General features: G+C 65.2%; 20 protein-coding genes and 3 tRNA genes. 11 read left to right on the forward strand and 12 right to left on the reverse strand.

The genetic code is table 11. The features are described 5' to 3' along the window. Nucleotides 1-61: 61 nt before the first annotated feature. The 5 genes from J7024_RS11940 to J7024_RS37315 form a co-directional block, all read right to left on the reverse strand. Nucleotides 62-928 (reverse strand): ankyrin repeat domain-containing protein, encoded by an 867-nt coding sequence (locus J7024_RS11940; protein ID WP_234745088.1) that lies wholly within the window; start codon nt 926-928, stop codon nt 62-64. A gap of 39 nt (nt 929-967) precedes the next feature. Further along, entirely contained in the window at nt 968-1,378 is a 411-nt protein-coding gene (locus J7024_RS11945; protein ID WP_234745089.1) for a hypothetical protein, read from the reverse strand. Nucleotides 1,379-1,405: 27 nt separating this feature from the next. Beyond that, nucleotides 1,406-2,263, reverse strand: a complete 858-nt coding sequence (locus J7024_RS11950; RefSeq protein ID WP_234745090.1) for a hypothetical protein — start codon at nt 2,261-2,263, stop codon at nt 1,406-1,408. Between the two features lie 58 nt (nt 2,264-2,321). Next, on the reverse strand, nt 2,322-2,945 hold the full coding sequence (locus J7024_RS11955) for an ankyrin repeat domain-containing protein (protein ID WP_234745091.1): 624 nt from the start codon (nt 2,943-2,945) through the stop codon (nt 2,322-2,324). A gap of 276 nt (nt 2,946-3,221) precedes the next feature. Next, nucleotides 3,222-4,403 carry a site-specific integrase gene (locus J7024_RS37315; protein WP_234745092.1) on the reverse strand — a complete coding sequence of 394 codons (1,182 nt, stop codon included), beginning with the start codon at nt 4,401-4,403 and terminating at the stop codon, nt 3,222-3,224. 366 nt (nt 4,404-4,769) lie between these two features. On the opposite strand from J7024_RS37315, the gene J7024_RS11965 reads away from it, so the two are divergent. From J7024_RS11965 to J7024_RS11980, 4 genes are all read left to right on the forward strand, one after another. Continuing rightward, on the forward strand, nt 4,770-5,579 hold the full coding sequence (locus tag J7024_RS11965) for a helix-turn-helix transcriptional regulator (RefSeq protein ID WP_124827957.1): 810 nt from the start codon (nt 4,770-4,772) through the stop codon (nt 5,577-5,579). Between the two features lie 174 nt (nt 5,580-5,753). Further along, complete coding sequence (locus tag J7024_RS11970) at nt 5,754-7,487, forward strand: FAD-dependent oxidoreductase (RefSeq protein WP_175751474.1); 1,734 nt, start codon at nt 5,754-5,756, stop codon at nt 7,485-7,487. Beyond that, nucleotides 7,484-7,696: a hypothetical protein gene (locus tag J7024_RS11975; RefSeq protein WP_124827959.1), complete on the forward strand. Its 213-nt coding sequence runs from the start codon at nt 7,484-7,486 to the stop codon at nt 7,694-7,696. Before J7024_RS11970 ends, J7024_RS11975 begins: the two co-directional genes overlap by 4 nt. Before the next feature lie 262 nt (nt 7,697-7,958). After that, entirely contained in the window at nt 7,959-8,213 is a 255-nt protein-coding gene (locus J7024_RS11980; RefSeq protein ID WP_069256054.1) for a GlsB/YeaQ/YmgE family stress response membrane protein, read from the forward strand. A gap of 76 nt (nt 8,214-8,289) precedes the next feature. Here J7024_RS11980 and J7024_RS11985 read toward each other — a convergent pair whose 3' ends face one another. The 4 genes from J7024_RS11985 to J7024_RS12000 form a co-directional block, all read right to left on the reverse strand. Then, nucleotides 8,290-8,772, reverse strand: a complete 483-nt coding sequence (locus J7024_RS11985) for a TlpA family protein disulfide reductase (RefSeq protein WP_124827960.1) — start codon at nt 8,770-8,772, stop codon at nt 8,290-8,292. Next, complete coding sequence (locus tag J7024_RS11990) at nt 8,769-10,028, reverse strand: sialidase family protein (RefSeq protein WP_124827961.1); 1,260 nt, start codon at nt 10,026-10,028, stop codon at nt 8,769-8,771. The genes J7024_RS11985 and J7024_RS11990 overlap by 4 nt, the downstream gene beginning before the upstream one ends. Further along, nucleotides 10,016-12,370 carry a TonB-dependent receptor gene (locus J7024_RS11995; protein ID WP_124827962.1) on the reverse strand — a complete coding sequence of 785 codons (2,355 nt, stop codon included), beginning with the start codon at nt 12,368-12,370 and terminating at the stop codon, nt 10,016-10,018. The genes J7024_RS11990 and J7024_RS11995 overlap by 13 nt, the downstream gene beginning before the upstream one ends. A 127-nt stretch (nt 12,371-12,497) precedes the next feature. Then, on the reverse strand, nt 12,498-12,887 hold the full coding sequence (locus J7024_RS12000) for a DUF2946 domain-containing protein (RefSeq protein ID WP_124827963.1): 390 nt from the start codon (nt 12,885-12,887) through the stop codon (nt 12,498-12,500). A 198-nt stretch (nt 12,888-13,085) separates the two neighbouring features. On the opposite strand from J7024_RS12000, the gene J7024_RS12005 reads away from it, so the two are divergent. Next, nucleotides 13,086-13,232, forward strand: a complete 147-nt coding sequence (locus J7024_RS12005; protein WP_009690993.1) for a hypothetical protein — start codon at nt 13,086-13,088, stop codon at nt 13,230-13,232. Nucleotides 13,233-13,452: 220 nt separating this feature from the next. Beyond that, nucleotides 13,453-14,046 (forward strand): chorismate mutase, encoded by a 594-nt coding sequence (locus J7024_RS12010; protein ID WP_124827964.1) that lies wholly within the window; start codon nt 13,453-13,455, stop codon nt 14,044-14,046. A gap of 34 nt (nt 14,047-14,080) precedes the next feature. Here the strand turns inward: J7024_RS12010 and J7024_RS12015 are convergent, their stop codons facing one another. Next, nucleotides 14,081-15,208 carry an exonuclease domain-containing protein gene (locus J7024_RS12015; RefSeq protein WP_124827965.1) on the reverse strand — a complete coding sequence of 376 codons (1,128 nt, stop codon included), beginning with the start codon at nt 15,206-15,208 and terminating at the stop codon, nt 14,081-14,083. 160 nt (nt 15,209-15,368) lie between these two features. Then, on the reverse strand, nt 15,369-15,572 hold the full coding sequence (locus tag J7024_RS12020; RefSeq protein ID WP_059499959.1) for a cold-shock protein: 204 nt from the start codon (nt 15,570-15,572) through the stop codon (nt 15,369-15,371). Nucleotides 15,573-15,966: 394 nt separating this feature from the next. On the opposite strand from J7024_RS12020, the gene J7024_RS12025 reads away from it, so the two are divergent. Beyond that, nucleotides 15,967-16,233: a hypothetical protein gene (locus J7024_RS12025; protein ID WP_124827966.1), complete on the forward strand. Its 267-nt coding sequence runs from the start codon at nt 15,967-15,969 to the stop codon at nt 16,231-16,233. A 501-nt stretch (nt 16,234-16,734) separates the two neighbouring features. Then, nucleotides 16,735-17,877: a porin gene (locus J7024_RS12030; protein WP_124827967.1), complete on the forward strand. Its 1,143-nt coding sequence runs from the start codon at nt 16,735-16,737 to the stop codon at nt 17,875-17,877. Between the two features lie 110 nt (nt 17,878-17,987). On the opposite strand, the gene greB is transcribed toward J7024_RS12030, so the two are convergent. Next, entirely contained in the window at nt 17,988-18,551 is a 564-nt protein-coding gene (greB, locus tag J7024_RS12035; RefSeq protein WP_124827968.1) for a transcription elongation factor GreB, read from the reverse strand. Nucleotides 18,552-18,681: 130 nt separating this feature from the next. Here greB and J7024_RS12040 point away from each other — a divergent pair. The 3 genes from J7024_RS12040 to J7024_RS12050 all read left to right on the forward strand — a co-directional run bounded on the left by J7024_RS12040 (nt 18,682) and on the right by J7024_RS12050 (nt 19,041). After that, a tRNA-Arg gene (locus J7024_RS12040) sits at nt 18,682-18,758 on the forward strand. A 68-nt stretch (nt 18,759-18,826) separates the two neighbouring features. Further along, nucleotides 18,827-18,903 (forward strand) — tRNA-Arg (locus tag J7024_RS12045). A gap of 61 nt (nt 18,904-18,964) precedes the next feature. After that, nucleotides 18,965-19,041, forward strand: a tRNA-Arg gene (locus J7024_RS12050). Nucleotides 19,042-19,176 lie beyond the last annotated feature (135 nt).

A 19,176-nucleotide genomic window follows, 5' to 3' on the forward strand; every position in this document is an offset into this window, starting at 1 on the left:
GTCGCGGAGAATGCGCCGTAGCGCGGTGTTGCTGGTGCGTCTGCTGCTGGTGCGTCAAGGTTCAGAACCGCGAACGCGAACGCATCGCGACGGGCGCCGCGCCATCGTTCAACGCGTCGTGCAGCGCACGGGCTTGCTGCTTGACATGCTTGGCGACCAGTTCCTCGAGCGCTTTGTTCGCGTCGGCGTGGCGGCCCGGCTCCACCGTCGTCGGATCGGCCCCGGCGCGCACGAGCGCGCGCATGGCGAGCGTGTGGTTGCTGGAGACCGCTTCGGCCAGTGCCGCTTGGGTCGGCTCGGCCCCAGCGTCGAGCAACGACCGCAAAATCTGCACGTCGGCGCGCATTCCGCCGTGGTCGCGGTAATCGCGCTCCCACCGCGTGTCGTTGTCGTCGGTGACAGCGAGGAACAACGGCGTTCCGCCGTCGGCGGTCACGTCCGCACCGGCTTCGATCAGGGCCTTGACCGCCTTCGGGGCCAAGCGACGTGCCGCGGTGTGCAGCGGCGTCTCGTTGCAATCCGTGCGCGCGTTGAGGTTGGCCCCGGCTTCGCAGAGCGCACGCACGGCGTCCGCGTTGTTCTTCCACGCCGCGCAGTGCAACGGCGTGTCGCCCCCGGCGTCGGGCTTGTCGATCAGCGCGCCGTGCTTGATCAGCGTGCAAACCAGCGCCGCGTTGCCGAACATCGCAGCGCTGTGCAGCAGCGTGCGCCTCGACTCGTCGTCCTCGGCGTTGACGGGGTAGCCGGCCTCGATCAGCGCCTCGACGGCCTCCGGGAAGCACGTGTGGATCGCGAGGTGCGGGAGCGACCACGTGCTCGTCCCGTCGCACAACGGGTCGGCCCCGTGGCGCAGCGCGGTGTGCAGCAGTTCGAGGTCGCCGCGACGGACGGCCGTTTGCAGGTCTTCGTTGTACTCGTTGGTGGTCATGCTCAATCTCCGGGTTGTGATGGCGATGGGGAACGTGGTTCAGTCGATCGCCATACCGGCCGCTTCGACGATCGACCAAAACATCTCGTTTCGCTCGCGCAGTTCTGCCCATCCGTCGTCGCCCCAACTGGCGAACATGTCGGCGTGCTTCAACTGCTCGACCGTGACGTGGAACTCGTCGGCGACGTTGCGCCGCTCGGCTTCGCACGCCACGTCGTACTCCGGCTGGTCCTCGGGCTCCGGCGTGTCGAACGCGTCGAGCCGGTCGGCGTTCTCGTCGCGCCAGTCGTCGCACCACTGGTCCATCGTCGCGGCGTACGTGTCGTGGGCTTCGATCAGCGTGTCGAGGTAGCCGAGCGGCAGGCCCGCGAGGACGGTGAGCGCGCGGTCCAATGCGGCCTGCTCGTCCGGGTCGCGGAGGTAATACGGGTTGATGTGGAAGTAGGACATGCGTTTTCTCCTGTGGGTAGAGGTGGATCAGTTCAGGGCGGCGGAACGTTTGGCGTTGCGCTCGCGCACCGCGTCGAGCCCGGCTTGTCCGGTCCACGCCACGATGATGCGGACGTGCAGCATCAGGGCCATGGTCACACCGTGAGCCTCGGCGACCTCCGGCTCCTTTGCGTCGCACCACGCTTGCTCCGCTTCGATCGTCCGGTCCAGCGTGCCCGTGTCGAGGGCGGCCAGCACGTCGAGGCTGTTGGCCGCCCTCTTGGCCGCGAACGCCCGTTGCCGCTCGATCGCTTCGCCCTCGCGACCGGCTGCGAGCACGAGGCGCGCGGTGTCGATGTCCTTGGCGTTGAGGTTGACGCGAAACTTCGCGCTCGCCGTCTTCTCGGCCCGCTGCTGGTCGTCGAGGCCGGCGAGCGCCCGGGCCGCGTCCAGCGCTTCGGTGAGCCAGTGGAGCGGGTACGTGGCGAGCCTTTCGACGGCCTGGTCGGTTTCATCGACGAGGCCGAGTTCGATGCGGCGTTGCTCGACGAGCGACCAGCCCCGGTAGTTGTCCATGAGCACCGCGGCATGGCGCAGAAGGTCCGTGCTCACACCGAAAGCCTCGGCGACCTCGTCCATCAAGCGGTCGCAAGCCGGCAGCCATTCGTCCGACTCTTGCGCGAGGTCCATGCCCTCATCGTGGGCTTCGTCCCATTCTTCTCCCTCGTCCTCGATGTCAAAGCGAGCGTCCGCGTAATCGGTGGCCCAGTCCTGCAGCCATTGGTCCGTAGCTTCGTCGTACGCTTTCTCGGCGTGGTACAGGCGCTGGCGCGTGTCATCGTCCAACACGGCGATGATGTCGAGGGCTTCTTGCTGGCCGGGGTAGGTTTTGGTGGTGTCGTTCATGTGTAGTACTCCTAATCGGTGTGATGGGTGATGGTTTGTTTGATACAAATCGTTTGTATCAGTGCATGGCCGTGCTGGCCGGCGCGACCTTGACCTTGCGATCGTCCGACATCAGGTCGTAGATGCGGCCCATGATGGCCGGCTCGTTCATGGCCCGGTCGCTGGCAAGGCGGGCACGGCCGTAATCGAGTACGTCGCCGGTGTAGCGGTTCACGATGGCAAGGATCACGGTGCCGTCCGGGCGACGCTCGACCGCGGCCTGCATCGACTCGGCGTCGATGCCTTGGCGGTCCGACTCGCGTTCGAGCAGGCGGATCACCTCGCGGTGCTCGTTGCCGCGTGCGAAATCCAGCGGGGTAAGTTTTGCGTCTTGCTCGCGATCGAACGTCACGGCGTTCAGGGGTGCGTCGGCTTCGAGCAGCAGACGGCAAAGATGGGCTTGCCCGCGTTGGGCAGCGATGTGAAGGGCGGAAAGGCCGGTGTACGGGCCGGAGTTGAAGGCTACGTGAACCAGCGGAACCGGCGAAGAAGCGCGCAAGAGGCTTTTGACGGTGGCGATCTCACGGTCAAAGATGGCGTTCAGCAACCGGCTGTGCGTGGTAAAGACGGCGGATCGCTCCTCGCTGGTGAGGCTGGCGAGGGTTTCGTTGATCGACTGGGTGTTGTTGTTGAAGTCTTGCATGGCACGCTCCTGTGATCACCGCGGGATTTGCGGTGAGGCGAATGTACCCGCGCCAGGTGGGCGGCGTACAGGGAGCGGTTGTGACGTGTTGTGATGTGTTGGATGCGCCCGGAAAGCCTTACCAGGCGGGCCTCTGCGGCCGATCAACATCGCCCGCGGTGACGGCGCGTGAGCGGGATCGAGCCGAAGGCTCCGGGTTGTTTGGCGCGAGGAAACGGGCCGGCTCAACGCCCGGCGATCGGGCGTGAGCGGGGCGGCGCCTGCAGGCTGGCCGGCCTACGCCTTGGCGGTCTTGCGCGCCGCGCGCTTCTTCGCGGGCGGCTTGTCGAACCCGAACATCGCCGCGAGGCCCGCCGGCTTCGGGTTCACGTAGCGTTTGAGCATCTTCGGGTCTTTGTGGCCGGAAATGGCCGAAAGCAGGATCGTGTCCTGCACCTGTTCGGCCAGGCGCGTGAGCGCGGTGTGCCGCAGGTCGTGAAGCCGCAGGCCCTGAATGCCCGGGTTGTCTTTCTCGACCCGATCGCGCCCACGTATCCACGCTTTGCTGATGGCGTCGGCCCGGATCGCCTGGGGCTTCGCGCGGGTGTTCAGCGGGCTTTTGAGCACGAACCCGTACCGCTCGTCGATCGGGATGGCTTCCAGCAGCGCGATGGACTCCAAGGTCAACGGTATTGTGCGGCTCGTGCCGTTCTTGCTGTCGGGAAACGTGATGTTGGGCCACCGCTTGCGCTTGCGGTCGAGCGTGAGGTCCACGTTGTCCCATTCGAGCGCGGCGATTTCGCTGCGCCGGGCGCCGGTTTCGATCAGCAGCCGCACGCCCAAGCGGGTCGGCGCGGAGCCGGCGACCGCGAGGATCGAGTCCACGTCGCCGTCGTCGGCGGTACGTTCCCGGGCGTCGCGCACCGGCAGGCGGTGGCCCTTCGCCCCGTTCACGAGCCATCGCTTGCTCTTGTCCGTGTCGTGAACCCAGTCCAACACCGCCGACCAAATCGACATGAACGAGTTGAGCGTGGAGTTTTCGTAGCCGCGCGTGGCGCGCGCTTCGTTGCGCCACGCCTCAAAATGGTCCGGGTTCAGGTTTTTCAGCGGCATGTCGAGCAAGCGGGCGCTGTTCGCCAGGCCGCCGCCCACCGTGTCGAGCAACTGGTCGATCCGGTTGCCCTCGGCGGTCTCGCCCTTCTTCGTGGGCGTGACCTCCTTCTTGTACCGCTCCATGTACGGCCGCAGCGTGCCCTTGTAGTCCTCGCCGTGGCTGGCCGGCCGACCGGCCACCAGGTTCGCGCTGCTCTTCTGCACGAACGCGACGGCGCGGGAAAACGCCTCGTCTTTGCTCGCTACGTCGTCCGCCACGTACGGGAACGACTCGTTGATCTTGTGCCCGTCGTGCATGAGTTTGACCTGGAACGACGCCCCGCGGTCGTACACGTTCTTGAACTTGTATGTCTTCGGCTTCGCCACCGCTACCCCCTTCGCTGGAACATGACAGTGGCATATATTTTCCCAGTTTTTTCCCAAATGACCAACGCATTTTTGTTTTTCCCGGCTGTAAAACCCGCCAGTAAAGGCTCTCGCGTTTCGGGCCATTGCCTTCGTAATGCGAAGGTCGTAGGTTCGACTCCTATCTCCGGCACCAAGATATAAAGGCCTGACAAGTGATGCTTGTCAGGCCTTTTCTCTTTCCGATCACGTTTCCGGCTGCGATTTCCGTCACCCGAAATCACGCGCCCGACCTCTCCCCGCCGACACCGCTTGCGGGCATCTCCCGACTCACGCGCCGCGCACCGCCGATTACAATCGCCGGATCACCCGCCCTTCCCGTACATCATGCGCATCTGGCGCCTCGAGCGACCGAACCTCAGCGGGCAACTGGATGTATCCCGCGCGACCGGTCTCGTCGCCGCGATCGGCGGCAGCGAGCCGAATGCGTTCGCCGGCGAAGTTCTGAAGCTGTTCGACGATGCGCTGTCCATCACGCAGTGCACGATCTTCGCGTACGAGTTCGGCAATCGGCCGCGCACGATGTCGGTCGCCGATCATCGCGGCGGCCGCTACCTGCGCGATGTCGCCGACACCTATGCACGACATTTCTACGCGCTCGACGGCAATCAGAAGATCGTATCGGCAGCACACCGCGGCACGCATCGCCGCGACGTACTGCTGCATCAGCAGGCCGGCGACGAAATCGGCCACGACGCATATCGCGCGGCCTGCTATCGCGGCCCCGACGTCTCCGATCGTCTCGCGCTGCTGATGCAGCCGAACGACTCCACCTGGCTGTCGATCAACCTGTATCGCGCGCATCGAAGCGGCGCATTCCAGCCGCGCGAGATCGCGGCCATCGAAACGCTCGCGCCGCTGATCGCGCAGGCCGCCCAGCATCACTACACGCTCGCCGGTTCAGCGCAGATCGGCATCCCGCAACTGATGCTCGCGCGATTGCGCGCCGCATGCCCGGCGCTGTCCAAGCGCGAACTCGACGTGCTGCGCGGCGTACTCGAAGGCCAGACCGCGCACGAGATCGGCGAGACGATCGGCGTGAAGGCATCGAGCGTCGTCACCTACCAGAAGCGAGCGTACCGGCGCCTCGGCATTTCGAGCCAGCGCCAGTTGTTTGCGCTGTGCCTGCAACCCTGAACGCGGGCCGCCGGTCCTGACCGTATCGGGGTAAATCCCGGCCTGCCGACTGCCGTTCGCTGTACCCGGAATGGGGACAGCCGAGCTGGGCGCGACTTCCATACTGCATCGACCTGCCGCACGCATCGCGTGATTGCGTGCGCGTTCGATATCACTGCAACCCGGAAGCCAACGATGGGCACCGAATTCAAGCCATACCCGTTCGTCGCCGAACGCTACCCTGCGCATCTGCCAGCCTGCAGCGACGGCGTCGATACACAACGACACCGCGTCGCGATCGTCGGCGGCGGCCCGGTCGGGCTCGCCGTCGCGCTCGGCCTCGCGAACCACGGCATTCGCAGCGTACTGCTCGAAGCCGACGATTCGGTCTGCCACGGCAGCCGCGCGATCTGCATTTCGCGACGCAGCCTCGAGATCATCGAGCGGCTCGGTGCGCTCGACGACTTCCTGCGCGTCGGGCTGCCGTGGACCGGCGGGCGCAGCTTCTACCGCCGCGACGAAGTGCTGCATTTCACGATGCCGCAGGACGAGAACCAGAAGCTGCCGCCGATGGTGAATCTCGCTCAATATCACATCGAGCAGTTCCTGCTCGATGCCGCGCTGCGCCACCCCGAGTTCATCGAGATCCGCTGGCAGACGAAGGTCGCGGGCGTGACGCAGTATCCGGACGGCGTGCGTCTGGACGTCGATACGCCGCTCGGCAGCTACGCGCTCGACGCCGACTGGATCGTCGCGAGCGACGGCGGACGCAGCACGATGCGCGATGCGCTTGGCCTGTCGTTTCGCGGCACGAGCTACGAAGGCCGCTACGTGATCGTCGACATCGCGCTCGACAGCGACCGGCCGACCGAACGGCTCGCGTACTTCGACCCGGCGTCGAACCCCGGCTCGACGGTGCTCGTCCACAAGCAGCCCGACAACGTATGGCGAATCGACTACCAGTTACGCGACGACGAGGATCCCGAAGCCGCGGTGAAACCCGAGAACGTGATCCCGCGCGTGCAGAACCTGCTCGATATGATGGGCGAGCGCGGCGACTGGTCGCCGATCTGGATCACGATCTACAAGGCGAACGCACTGACGCTCGAGCGCTACCGGCACGATCGCGTGCTGTTCTGCGGCGACGCCGCGCATCTGGTGCCGATCTTCGGCGTGCGCGGCGCGAATTCGGGCATCGACGACGCCGACAACGTCGCGTGGAAACTGGCCTTCGTGATCCGCGGCCTCGCGTCGGACGCGCTGCTCGACAGCTATTCGGACGAACGCGTGTTCGCGACGCACGAGAACCTGCGCTACGGCACGAAAAGCACCGAGTTCATGGCGCCGCCGTCGTTCGCGTTCGACCTGATGCGCAAGGCCGTGCTGACGCTCGCGGTCCGGCATCCCGCGTTGCGTTCGCTGATCAATCCGCGCCAGACGTCGGCAATCGCGTATGCCGCGTCGCCGCTCAATGCGCGCGAGCGCGATGCGTTTTCGGCCGGGCCGGCACCGGGCACGGCACTCGCGGAATGCCCGCTGATGCTGCGGGCATCGCAAAACGACGAAGTAACCCCCGGCCACCTGACCGATCTCGTCGGTCCGCGTTTCACCGCGCTCTGCTTTACGTCCGACGGCGCGCCCAGCACATCTCTCGTCGACCTCGAACGGCGCCTGCGGGACGCCGGACTACCGTTTGCGCTCGTCACGCTCGCGCGGCGCGCGGCACCACAACACCGCGCGTGCCTCGGCTACGACGCCGACGGCCGACTGTTCGACCTGTACGGCGCACGCGCGGGCACCGTCTATCTCGTCCGGCCGGACGGCCACGTACTCGGCCGCTGGCACGATGCACGCGCCGACGACCTGAGCGATGCACTCGTACGCGCGCTCCACCCCCACGCATCGCCCGACCATCAGGAAAACGCATGATGACCGATACGGAACGCGATACCCTCTATACCGATCTGTGCCGCGCGATGACGCGCATCGGCGAAACCGACGCGTCGCTCTTTCTTGCCCGCTTTGCACTGCTCGCGATCGAAACGATCGGCGACGCCGCGACCGTCGCCCGACTGATCGACGAGGCCGGCGACGGCCTGCCCGATGCCGGCGAACCGGCGCCGACGCCCGGACGATGACGCGCGGCGCAATCGCACCGCTTCCGCCGCTCGTTCATTACAAATTCATTTCACCGCGCACCGTCTGCGCACGTACCGCACCGTAGGCAGACGAATCCCCTGGAAAAACCGGTTAAGCGTGCATAACATTACTTAACGATTCCGACCCGTCTATCGCGTTACATTGCGTGGGCGGCGCGGCAGTCGCAATGCCGCCCTCGAGTAGCTTGCGGCGAAACAGCCGACGTCCGGTCATTTCGACTCAACAAAGGAGAGGATCACCATGACTCATGGCTTGATTATGTGGCTCATCATCGGCGCAATCGCCGGCTGGCTGGCTGGCGTGCTCGTCAAAGGCGGCGGGTTCGGCCTGATCGTCGACATCATCGTCGGTATCGTCGGCGCGGTGATCGGCGGCTGGCTGGCCGGGCTGCTCGGCATCAGCATCGGCAGCGGCTTCATCGGCTCGGTGATCGTCGCGGTCATCGGCGCCGTGATCCTGCTGTTCGTGATCCGGCTATTCAGGCGAGCGGCCTGACGATCTTCTCACGCGCCTTCGGGCGCGTTCCTGCATCGACGCGGCGCACGGCATCCCCCGCGCGCCGCGGTCCGTTTCAGCGGCGCTTGCCGCGCTGCAGCCAGCCGTCGAGCACTTCAGTCGTCAGCAAGCCGCTGCGCGCATCACGTGCGTCATCGCGTCCGATCCACACGGTACGCGGCATCTCCCCTCGCCATCCCGCATCGAGCGCCGCGCGCAAGCGCTCGGGCATCGGTTCCGCATTCGCATACTGCGCGACCTGCGGCGGCAGGTTCATTTGTGCCAGCGCCTGCGCGATCGCGACGCCGTTGTCGTCGTACGCGTCCATCGCCACCATCGCGAGTTGCACGTCCGGATGCCGGCGCTGCCATGCGACGAGGTGCACGGCGTTCTCGCGGCAGTAACCGCAATCGAGCGACCAGATTTCGACCGCGAGCGGCCGTTCGTGCGCGCTCGCATAAAGCTTCGCCACGTCGGCCGCATGCAGCGGCTGCAGTTCGCCGGCCCATGCCGGCACGCTGGCAAATACCGCGCAGAGCAATGCAATCAGCCGTTTCATTGCGCGTCCTCCACGGGAATCAGCCGATAGCCGTCGTTGCGGGTACGCCACGACAGGTAGATGCGCCCGGCATCATCGAGCAGTTGCGGATTGTCGCTCGCACCCGCCGTCGCGGCGATCACGCGCGGCGCCGACCAGTGCTCGCCGCGATCGTCCGAGCGGCGCAGCTTGATCTGCATCGTTTCGCCGTCGAATGCCTTCCACGCAAGCCAGACGACATCGCCGTGCGCGACGAGCGCCGCGTGCGACGCCTGCTCGGCCGGCACCGCGGGATTCTCGCCGAACGTCCACGGGGTGCCGAGCGGCCGGTCGTCGGCGCCGATGCGCGAATAGAATACGTCGGCGCGACCGTCGACGACGCCGAACCACGCAAGATGGCGCGTACCGTCCGGCGTGATCGCGAGTGCCGGCCCGTGCTCGGGGCACGCCTCGACATGCCAGTTCGAGAACGTCGCACGGACGGGCACGACGGGCGCCGATGCCGACACCGGCAACACCGCCAGCGCATGATCGCGAATCTGCCCCGGGAATACGTTGCGCCACGCGGCTTCGATATGTCCGGCCGGATCGATCGCCATCGCGATGCGGCAGCATTCGCAGGTATGGTCGGTCACCTTGCGCTCGGGCTCGAACGACGCACCGCCGTCGCGCGACACCGCGTAATACACGGCCGCGCCTTCGTAGGCCTGCCCCGCCGCCTTCGCCGCGACGAGATCGCGCTTGTCGATCCACGCGATCGCGATGTTGCCGGCCGGGTCGACCGTCATCATGTCGAAACGGTGCGTGATCGCCTGCCGGTCGTGATGGACGGTGACGGGCACGCTCCAGGTCGCGCCGCCGTCGAGCGAACGCGAGAAGCGCACCATGCCGGTGTATGGCGCATCGAGCGGCATCGACCACGATATGTATACCGCGCGACCATCCGGGCTCGTTGCGACCTTCGGCCGATTCTCCGCGCTCGTATAGATCGGCTCCGGCATCGCGTTGACGATCACCGGCGCGGACAACGTCCGGCCCGCATCGTCGGAATGCGCGACGACGACGTGCGCGCCTTCGACCCATGCGACCCACAGCCGATGCCGCGCGTCGAACGCGGCACCGGTCGCGAGCGGCTGCTTCTGTTGCGCCGGGGCTGCCTGCATGCTCATGTGCAAGGCATGCGGATCGGCTGTCTTCGGCGCATCGTGCGCGCCGGCGGGCGACAGCGCCGCGAACCACAGCGCCCAGCCCGCCGCGAAAGATTTCACAGCGCCCATTTCAATTCTCCATAGAAAGTGCGGCCCGGATACGGGTGGAACACGTAGTAGCGGCGGTCCGTCAGGTTGTCGATGCCGACCGACGCGGTCCAGTGGCGGTCGAACCGGTAGCGCGCCTTCAGGTCCACGATCGTGAAGACGCTCGTGCCGCCGTAGACGTCCGGATTCACGTCGCTGTTGTCGAGGGTGTTGAACTGGCGGCCCGAATAGCGGACGCCGACGCTCGCGAGCCAGTGCTCGTCGAAGCGGTACGACGCGAGCAGGTTCGCGCGCATGCGCGGGATGCGCGGAAAGCGCGAGCCGACATACGCCGGGTTCGCGGCGTCGGCAAGGATCTGCGCATTGGTCGCCGATACGTTCGCGTCGATATCGAGCCCGCGCAGCCCGACGTTCCGGCCGCTGAAGGCGAGTTCGACGCCGCGCGCGCGCACCCGGTCGACGTTCGAGATATTGGTGACGCTCGATGCGCCCGACACTGTCGTCTGGCTGTAGATCGAGTCGCGCAGATCGCTCTGGAACACGCTCGCGCGCACGACGCCCACGCCCACGTCGCGCTCGGCCGTGAAGTCCCAGTCGATCGCCTTCTCGGGCCGCAGGTTCGGATTGTTGTTGACGATCGCGTTGTTGGAGATCGTGCCCTGGAACAGTTCCCCGACCGTCGGGAAGCGCGTGCCGGTCGCGAACGACAGCCGAAAACGCCACACGTCCGTCGCATCCCATTGCACCGCGACCTTCGGCGACAGCGCGTTCGCGCCGCGATCCGCATAGCCGAGGGTGCCGCCCGCGTTGCCGAGCGCGCCGCCGTATGCATCCCAGCGCTCGTAGCGCAGGCCGAGCATCGCGAGCCAGCCGGGCGCGAATCGCCACGCATCCTGCGCGAACAGCGCCTGCGTGCGCGTGTCGCCCTGATACACGTTCGCGACCGACGTGGTCGGCCCGGCCAGCCAGTCGGCCGTGTTGTACGTGACGTTGCGCAGGAAATAGTTGTCGTAGTGATAGCCGAACGTGAAGGTATGGCCCTTCACTTCCGGCGCCTCGGCCTTCAGGTCGAGCGTGCGCCAGCCCGTGCCGTCGCCCTGGAACAGCGTACCCGCGCCGCCCTGCACGGTCGACGCCGCGCGCAGCACGTCGCGCGACACGTCGTATGCCGACACCATGCCCGACAGCCGCCACCCCGAGTCGAGCCGGCCGTTCAGACCGAGCGCGTACAGCCAGTTCTCCTGGTCGCCTTGCTGCGGCGCGAACGCGCTCGGCGCGACGGTCATGTTCTGACCGCCGATCGACACGTTGCCGCCGTAGACGGGATTGCCGGCCGCATCGCGCAGGAAGGTTTCACCGTGCTGCCGGTAATGGTTCTCCCAATGCCCGAGCGTCAGCGTCGCGTCGACGTGATCGGTGAACGCATAGCCCATCCGGACCGTCTCGTTGAGCTGCTCGGTCCGCTCGATGGTCTGCGCGCCGACGATCGTGCGCGGCTTGCCGTTCGGTCCGATGTCGGTCGCGGCGCCCGTCACGGGCACCGCGGCGCCGAGCTTCGGGTTGTATGCGGAATTGGGGCTCGCATACTGCATCGGCTGGCTGTCGTTCTCCAGCCTGTCGAGCGACAGCGAAAACCAGAATTTGCCGATACGGTTCGCGACCCGGGCAGTCTGGTGGTTGCCGCCGAAGCTGTCCGCGACCCCGTAGCCGTCGTGGTAGCGCTGCGTGAAGAACTGCGTCGACAGCGACGCCTCGAGTTTTTCGGGGCGACGCGTCGTCAGCAGCACGGTCGAGCCGATCGCGTTGCCGGGATACAGCGCGGAAAAGGGGCCGTAAAGCACGTCGACGCGCGCGATATCGTCGGGGGAAATCAGCGACCAGCGCGGCGGATACGCGTAGCTCGAGCCGAGCAGGTTCGACAGCAGCAGGCCATCGGCGTAGACGAGCCCGCGCGCGCTCTGCAATTCGTTGAAGTCGCGGCCAGCGAACACGCTGTTGCGGTCGCCGATGTAGCGCTTGCGGACCATCAGGTTCGGTACGTACTTCAGCGCGTCCTCAGTGGTGACGTTGGTATGCGCGTCGATCTGCTCGCGCGTGATCGACTCGACGACGGCCGGCGTATTCGGATCGACGGGTTGCCGCTGGGCGGTCACGCTGACCGCGGTCAGCGTGTCTCCCGTCGGTGCGGGTGCAGCCGTGGCGACGGTGTCGGCACTGCGGGCCTGCTTGCCGGCGCCACCCGGCGCCGGATCGGACGACGCGCCGTCGATCGAGGCCGCTTGTGCAGCCGGCCAGACAAAAGCGGCCGCGCATGCAAATACGAGCCGACCGCGCGACGGCCGCGCGGCGAAGGTATACGACATGGATGAATCCCTGAAAACGTGACCAGGCGACGCCGGACGCGAGTCGACGCCCCGCGCACGGACGGCGCGGCGCGCGGATCGGGCCGCGGGCCGCACGCACGCCACTAGAGCGCGCGGACGATATCAATCAGATCGGGACGTTTTCAGGCGGGCCGCGCGGCTGCGCGAGACAGATGCCCTTGCGCGGGAAGTCGGGGACGGCCGGCGCGGCCGCCCGATAGGCGAACGCGCGCACGAAGCCCGGCAGTGCGGGCAGGCTCGTACCGAGCGCGACGTTCGCCGCGAAGCCGGGGCAGTACACGCAGTGCGGCACGCCGGCATGATCGAACGGCGACGTGCCGTGATCGCTGCCGGACTGGGCCAGCACGACCTGGCGGGCGCCGGTCGCACTGCACAGGTCGAGCGTGAGCTCGCCGGAACCGCTCGACGCGAGACGCGCGTAGCCGACGACGGGCGACAGTACGTTCAGTACCAGCGCCAGCCATACGAGGCCGATCCATCGCGTCGTTCGTTTCATCGCGGTCCAGGAAAAAAGTGCGCGCAAGTATAACAAGCGACCGATTGTTGCCGATTCTGCCGAGTGCAATAGTCGGCATTGCACGGCGTGCAGCAGCGCATGTGCCGTTAATACAACAGAGACAAAATCTAACGATTCGCCACTGGCATAAATCCAAGGCCGAGGTTGATAATCATTGAACCTGCTGGAGAAATGACCATGGACGAAAGACCAACTCGCATGCCCCCGCCCGAGCAAGTGATGAGCCCGGATCCGGAACCCGTCGGCGTGGAATTCCTCGCCGAATTGCCCGAGCACGTCCGGGCATTCTTCGACGAGCAGCACAAGCTGTACTCGCCGAAGTGAACCTACGTTCCGTTCTGTAACCGCCACGTGTCGATCGATATCGTGCGGTTCATCGCTGCGTTTTCGGCGCAGATCACATCGCACCCGGGTTGCAACGACCTGACGGTGCCGGATCAGCTCGCCCGCTGATTCTTCTGTCGCGACGCTCCGCCGCGCGACTGTCTTCGTCTATCCTTCTCGTTTTACCCCTCGGGCCTTCCCGGCTCTCCCGACCGTACCGATGAAGCAAGCCATTCGTGCCAGCCTCGCTGTCGCCGCGCTCGGCGTCGCCCTCTTCTCGTCCCCGCACGTCGCCCATGCGGACGGCGACGACACCGCACTCACCAACCTCGTCGCACTCGCATCGCAGCGGCTCGCGCTTGCCGAGCCGGTCGCGCGATGGAAATGGGCAAATCATAAGGCAATCGAGGACCGGCCGCGCGAAGCGGCATTGCTGTCATCGGTGGAAAAGCGTGCAGGACAGAGCGGCGTGGATCCGGCGTTCGCACGGACGTTCTTCGAGGACCAGATCGCCGCGAGCAAGGAGGTGCAGGACGCGCTGTTCGCAACGTGGCGCGCGACACGACCGCCCGAAGGCACGCCGCCCGACCTCGCGACCAGCACGCGGCCGGCGCTCGACCAGCTGACGCAGAAGATGCTGGCGGGCCTCGCGCAGGTCGCGCCGCTGCGCGACGCACCCGATTGCCAGGCACGGCTCGCGCGCAGCATCGCGAACTGGAAAACGCTCACCCGCTACGACTCGACCAAGACGCAGGCGCTCGGCACCGCGCTGTCGCACGTGTGCGCCGGCGGCGGCGCCAGCGCGATCGGCTGACGACGCTCGACCACGGCACCGCAGTGCGCAGCGCTCAGTCGGCAGGCGTGAGCGTCGCGAGCGGAATCAGTTGCAGGCCGCGCGCGAGTTGGGTCTGCAGCAGACGATGAGTATGGGGCTCGAACGGGCCGTCCGCGCCCTCGGCCACCAGTTGCACGGCCGCATCGAGCGATTCGGCCACGCCAAGGTAGCGCCAGCCGTCTATCACATGAAAGAAACGACGCTCGCCGCTCGCTTCGAATGCAACCGGGCCGTCGAACGGCCAGGGCGCATTGCCCGCCCGGCCGGCGTCCGTCGCCGGCCGACGGTTGAACGACGGCCGCAGCCGTGCGATCCACTGCGCTTCGGCGAGCATCGCACCCAGCTCGTTGCCGGTCTCGCGCCACTCGACGCGGCGCACCTGCTGCGCCAGCCGCATTTCCTTCGACGACCGCCGCTCGCCCGTGAGCAGCGCACGCAGGCGCTGGCGCACGCGCACGCTGCGGCCGACGTAAAGCGCCGCGTCGCCCTCTCCGAACAACGCATACGCGCCGCATCCGGCCGGCGCGGTATCGAGCCACGCTTCGGTCAGGTCGCCGCCGAGGCGGAAGTGGCGTGTCGTGCGCGCGATCTGGTCGCGCAGACGCTCGAGCGGCACGATCTCGTGCAACTGCCGCCAGAACTGCCACAGGAGATCGGCGTCGGCGAGTGCCCGGTGCCGTGCGGCGGGAACGAGGCCGTGCCGTTCGATCAGCGCATCGAGCCCGTGCCGCGACTCGCGCGGAAACAGCGCGCGCGACAACCGCACCGTGCACAGCACGTCGGGATTGAACGCAATGCCCACGCGCTCGAATTCCGCGCGCAGGAAGCCGCGATCGAAGCTTGCGTTGTGCGCGACGAACAGCTTGCCGTCGAGCCGCTCGAACAGTGCGGGTGCGAGTGAGGCGAACGACGGGGCGTCGCGCACCATCTCGTCCGAAATACCCGTCAACTGCTGGATGAACGGCGGAATCGACTGCCCGGGATTGACGAGGGTTGTCCACGTCGATACGCCGAGCGGCCCGATTTCGACCACGCCGATTTCGGTAATGCGGTGCTCGGCGGACGAGCCACCGGTGGTTTCAAGATCGACGAAGACGAGCGGCTGTTCGCTGGCGGGATCGGACGGACGGAAATCGGACATGAAAAGACAGGAAAACGATGCTTCCATGAGTATGCACCGGCATGCGGGTTCGCGACCAGCACGAACCGGGCACCGGGCGGCCAGCCGGCCGGATTCCTCTCTGCAAAAGCAAAAAGCCCCCGCGATGCGGGGGCCGGATGTGTCGACAATGCGTGGCGCGTCAGACCGCCTGGATATTCGCTGCCTGCTTGCCTTTCGGCCCGACTTTCACATCGAAGGAAACACGCTGGTTTTCCTTCAGCGTTTTGAAACCTTCCATCCGGATTTCGGAGAAGTGCGCAAACAAATCTTCGCCGCCATTGTCGGACGTAATAAAACCGAAACCTTTAGCATCGTTAAACCATTTTACGATACCGGTATCCATACCTTCGTTCCCCACTCGTTTAGATCAAAAAAAGCTACCGTTTATAGCCGCTTCCCGCAATCCCGCATCATCGCGCCGATACCCCCACCAGCGCTCCGCACGGGGACGGAGTGCTGACTTTATAAATTGGACAATCCGGATGCGTCAAGAAAATTTTTGGCGACGGCTTTATCAAAAAAACATCAATTCGACCGGAATCGGTACACCGTCGTCTTTTATTAATTGATTCGCATCGAAAACCTGTCAATGTTACCGGGATCAGATCGTAGATAATCAGGGGCGTGAAAAACCTACCGGGGACAAATCGATTCGGTAAAATCCTCGGGTTTTTTCCGGGTTGCGGAAAACGTGGGACGTTGCGATGCTGATGCAATGCTGACAGAAGGAGACGGTCATGTGGCTGGACGCAATCAAGCGCTTCGCGAGCCGGCTTGGGCGCGTACGTCGCAAGTCCCGCGCGCTGGCCGAGTCCGCACGTGAAGCGCCGTGCGACACCGAGTTCGATCCGACCTGGCATGGCGACCACTGGCAGAACCTGCTCGCGTCGCCGCTGGATGCGCGCCACTACGTGATGGAAGACTGGACGTACACGCCGCTGCAGGCCGACTCCGACGATACGGAGCCGACCGCCAAGCGCAAGCGGCGCTCATACGCGCAGTAGGAACCGGAACGGCGGGGCAAAAAAAAAGCGCGACTGGGAAGTCGCGCCGACAAAGGTTTGGAGATCTTTTCCGTCAACGAAAAAGTCTGCTTCGGAAAGCAGAGATCGCAGTATAGCGAGAGAACATCCTTTCATTATCCATGGCTCGCACAAACCTCTATTGCCGATGTGTCAATAATCGGACCAGCGCTATTTGCGCCCGGTCGTGATCGCTTGTCGCGATCGCGCAACGTGCGCGACGCACGCCTGATTGCCATTTCCTCTTGCCGCATCACCGCAAAGCCTTGACCGGCAAGGCTTTCGGCGCTCCCACCGATTCTTGCGCGATTCAAAATACAGTATTGCCCGAAGCGATTTTCGTCTGCGTTCCGCGCGATCCGTACACTGCAAATGAATATCCGACAAGGGCAGCCGACCCCTGCGCATCCGGCTTCGCCAGGCTGCGCCGGCGCCAATGCCCGCAGCAGGCTCGATCGACATCATCCTGTTTGGAGACAGATCATGAAGAAGACCCTGATCGTCACCGCATTGGCGGGCGTGTGCGCCACCGCCGCGCATGCGCAAAGCAGCGTCACGCTGTACGGCCTGATCGACGCGGGCATCACCTATACGAACAACCAGGGTGGTCACAGTGCGTGGCAGGAGACGAGCGGCTCGATCAACGGCAGCCGATGGGGCCTGCGCGGCACCGAGGATCTCGGCGGCGGCCTGAAGGCGATCTTCACGCTGGAAAACGGCTTCGGCATCAACAACGGCACCCTCAAGCAGAACGGCCGCGAGTTCGGCCGCCAGGCGTTCGTCGGCCTTGCGCATGACAGCTACGGCTCGCTCACGCTCGGGCGCCAATACGACAGCGTCGTCGACTTCCTAGGCCCGCTGTCGCTGACCGGCACCCAGTACGGCGGCACGCAGTTCGCGCATCCGTTCGACAACGACAACCTGAACAACTCGTTCCGGATCAACAACGCAGTCAAGTACCAGAGCGCGAACTACGGCGGCCTGAAGTTCGGCGCGCTGTACGGCTTCTCGAACTCGAGCGACTTCTCGAACAACCGGGCGTACAGCGTTGGCGCATCGTACAGCTTCATGGGCTTCAACGTCGCGGCCGCGTACATGCAGTTGAACAACGACATCAACTCGCTGGCGCTCGCGACCAGCGATCCCGGCGCGGTGGCCGGCGACTGGACGTTCGCCGCGAGCCGTCAGCGCACGTGGGGCGCCGGCTTCAATTACGCGTTCGGGCCCGCGACGGCCGGATTCGTGTTCACGCAGACGCGGCTGTCCGATTCGTCCGGCATCAGCGCCGGACAATCCGGGGTGTCGAACGGCATCCCGCTCGTCGGCGGCACGCGCTTCAACAACTACGAAATCAACGGCCGCTACGCGCTGACGCCGGCGTTCTCGCTGGCAAGCTCGTACACGTACACCGACAGCCGCCTCGACGGCCAGACACCGAGCTGGCACCAGTTCAACCTGCAAGCCGACTACGCGCTGTCGAAGCGCACCGACCTGTACCTGCAGGGCGAATACCAGCGGGTGAATGCGGACGGCCTCGCGATCGGCGCGAACATCAACGGGCTCGGCACCGCATCGTCGACCAACAAGCAGATCGCCGTCACGGCCGGCATGCGCCACCGCTTCTGAACGATCGCCGCAACCGTTCGGCCTGGACCGCCATGGCGAAGCGCCCTGCCCGGGGCGCTTTTCGTTTCTATGACGCGATGCGCCCCGGCACCGTTATGCCGACCGTACGCTCAGGCGTCGCTTCGCGCGGGATAGCGAACGTCGAGCACGTCGATCGGCTGCGGCCCCGCCGGCGTCATCAGCGTGACGGTGTCGCCGATCTTCGCCTTGATGAGCGCGCGCGCAACCGGCGAAATCCAGCTGACGCAACCGCGATCGAGATCGACCTCGTCGATCCCGACGATCGTGATCGTGTGATCTTCACCATCGGGCGTCGCGTAATCGACGGTCGCGCCGAAGAACACCTGGTCGACGCTCTCCTGCCGGCTCGCGTCGACGACTTCGGCGAGATCGAGCCGCTTCGTCAGGAAGCGGATGCGGCGGTCAATCTCGCGAAGCCGCCGCTTGCCATAGATGTAGTCGCCGTTCTCCGACCGGTCGCCATTCGACGCAGCCCATGACACGAGCCGCACGACCTCGGGACGCTCGACGTCGATGAGGTTCAGCAGTTCGTCCCTGAGCCGCTTGTGACCAGCCGGCGTGATGTAGTTCTTCGCGCCCGCGGGAATCGCGGGCTGACTCGGGTCCAGATCGTCGTCGTCGCCGTCCGACTCTTTGACAAACGCCTTGTTCATGATGCAGATTCAATACATGGATGACTGATGCTTCAAGGGTACACGAAGGCAGCCCCGCAGGATCAGGTGACATATTTTGCGAATAAGGCTTCCTTTTTTATACAACCCTGCTATACTTCCGCTTCTGCGTGCGGCTGTAGCTCAGTTGGATAGAGTACTTGGCTACGAACCAAGGGGTCGTGGGTTCGAATCCTGCCAGCCGCGCCACTTTTTTCGAGGGCCTTCCGAACCGAAGGCCCTTTCAGTTCAAAGCAGTAGAAGTTTTGTTGTTGCGTGCGGCTGTAGCTCAGTTGGATAGAGTACTTGGCTACGAACCAAGGGGTCGTGGGTTCGAATCCTGCCAGCCGCGCCACTTTTTTGGGGACCTTCCCATCGCAGAAGGTTCCGACAGTTGAAGTAGTACCGCTTTGCGTGCGGCTGTAGCTCAGTTGGATAGAGTACTTGGCTACGAACCAAGGGGTCGTGGGTTCGAATCCTGCCAGCCGCGCCACCTCAGAAGGGCCTTCCTCCGGGAAGGCCCTTTTTTCTTTTCTCCCCCCTTTTCCTGCCCGCTCACTGCCGCCTCCCGCTCGACGCAACGGACTGCCGCGGCACGAATCCACTTCATCGCATATCACAGACGAAA

It is taken from the genome of Burkholderia sp. WTPI3, from assembly GCF_021483755.1.
Classification (GTDB): Bacteria; Pseudomonadota; Gammaproteobacteria; order Burkholderiales; family Burkholderiaceae; genus Burkholderia.